Raw genomic sequence first — 2,397 nt, forward strand, 5'->3', positions numbered from 1 at the left:
CGGGCATTAAATTAATAACTTTGAGGGAAATTGAAAAATGACAATTTTAACTCAAGCCTAACAACTAGAAATTGAATATCCCAGCAGCGACGGAGAGCCGATGGCTGAAAGCGACATCACGCGCGATTACATGAATTACAGCGTAGAAGCTGTCAAGCTTTACTTTCAAGAGCATTCAGATGTTTAGGTGTCAGCCAATTCTTTCATATATTATGAACAAGGGAACAACAGGGAGCATTTCATTTTTGCAAAAAGCATTTTTTTGACAGTGCGAACTATTGAATATCTCGCACTATAAAAGCCAAACAGAGATGCTCCCGTTGTTCCGTAATTTCCCGTCAGTAAATTTAAGTAGGCTTGAAATGCGAGCCTACAACAATCTAAGTATTTTGGCTGACTAACGTACATTACTTTGATAAATAATCTGTAAAATTTTAACAATTCAATCACAATTTATCAGTCAAACAAACTAACTAGCGCAGCAACCTTCACATATGCTCTGCTATTAAGTTGTTGCGGACACTGCCAGTTTTCCAGTACCCGACGGAAAATATCAGTAATTTCCGTGATTGACTTGCTGCCGAAAATACGGGAACATTATTCTTAATAAAAGCTTGGCAGCTCACTAAAAATCACGCACTAAAAACTTGATTAAGTCCGAATCCACACATTCTTCTTGAATGAAGGGTGAAGCGCATCAATTAGTTAGTTTGAAACTATCACAAGCAAACAGCTCACTCGCATCTACGGAAATTAAACATGAAACTTGTTAAAGATTCACCTTTTAACTCTCAAGATCCGTTTCAGAATTTCCTCGCCCCAGAATTCGAGATTGATACCAAAAACTTACTCAATAGTCAAGCTTACGCCAGCAACATCTCAGAACAAACACTCCCTCCACTTCGGGCCGCTGACAACAATAGCGCTGAAGACATCGCCAGCTTTTCCAACTCCCTCAGTTTGAGTCAGAGCTTCCCCAACACAGATTTTACCCCCCCCCGCAAAAAATAGCGCACTGGATGCTCTGACTGGGGAAATTATAGGTGAAAGGGATCTCGACTCTTACGACAAAGATGCTTTAATCGGCGAAAGACGCGCATCCCAAGTCGCACCAACAGCTTCTAATCCCAAAGCACCTCCCATCATCCAAAGTGCCGAACTTAAGTTTACAGACAGCAACAATCAATCTTTTCCCAACAATCAACCCGTTCTCTTCATCACGGGTACTAATGTATTAGTAGATAACTTGAGCGACCCGTTAGGCAGCAGATTCAGCGACTTAACCGTTAAATTTTTCGTAGGCAGACAAGCTTACGAAGGAACAGTTTTGACAGACAAAAGTCGCAAATTGGAAAACAATCAATTTGAAATCGCCGTTCAAGTTCCCAACACCTTACCGTTAGGTGAATCCCGCATCGTCATCAGCCGCAAGCAAAACGAAAAAGTCAGCCCAAAGCCCTCAGAACCAGCCAAAGAAGTTAAATACGATAGCAGTCCTTACCGAATTGAAAACAATACAGAATACATCTTTGCCGCGCAGTGGACAGCAGATAAAGTTGCAATTATTAACGGTGCAAATCCCAAATCAGTCGTCGCAGCTACTAATAGCAGCGACTTGTCGATTGGCAGCGTTTCTGTAGGGACGGATGATATACTCGATCGACCGCGAGAACTAACACTCACCAGTGACGGTAGCCGTGCTTATGTAGCGATGGATCGTTCTGGGCGCATTGCTTTAGTCGATCCGATGACCAGGCAACAGGTAGACACTCAGCCGAATACCGCTGGTATTAACCCGATAAATTTGCCCAGCGGTGCAGAACCTCGATCCATAGTTATAGACCCCCGCGACCAATACGCTTACATCGCAGACGGAAAAATCGGCAGCAACTCCATCTACGTTCTCGATATCAACCCGTTTTCCTCAACCTATCACCAAGTTACCCAAACCATCCCAGTCGGTACAGCCCCAAGCGGTTTGCGACAAATAGCTATTAGCAGCGACGGCAAAAAGCTGTTTGTTACTGCACCAAACGGCTCGAACAGCAAAATTTACGCTGTTAATATCGACCCCAAAGACCGACCCAGCGACCCCAGTCAGAACCCCAAAAAGTGGAATCAATTAATCGGAAGTATCACAGCCGATGAAGGAGTAGAAGGAATAGCAAGCACCGTCAATCCCTTAGCCATGACCTTTACGAACAGCGGGAAAGATAGCAAAGGATTTGGGGTATTGGACATTACTAATAATGACCCGGTGAGTTTTGCTGCTACCACCCGATATACAAATTTAGGGCTGGGTTCCAGTTTTGATTACTTTGATGTGAATGAGGGAGTTTCGGTAACGGTTTTACCGGATGCTAGCTATGCGTTTGTTGTGGGTCGCAATGCGGACAC

At 43.8% G+C, this 2,397-nt stretch carries 2 protein-coding genes; both read left to right on the plus strand.

From position 1 onward, the window contains the following. Positions 1-759 precede the first annotated feature (759 nt). A complete protein-coding gene (locus QUB12_RS34180; RefSeq protein WP_333310613.1) occupies positions 760-1,011 on the plus strand; it encodes a hypothetical protein in 252 nt (83 codons plus the stop codon). Positions 1,012-1,246: 235 nt separating this feature from the next. Beyond that, positions 1,247-2,397: beta-propeller fold lactonase family protein (locus tag QUB12_RS34185; protein WP_333310615.1), on the plus strand; the 1,151-nt coding region annotated here is incomplete at its 3' end.

Origin of the sequence: Microcoleus sp. B7-D4 (assembly GCF_036705125.1) — a bacterium.
Taxonomy (GTDB): Bacteria; Cyanobacteriota; Cyanobacteriia; order Cyanobacteriales; family Microcoleaceae; genus Microcoleus.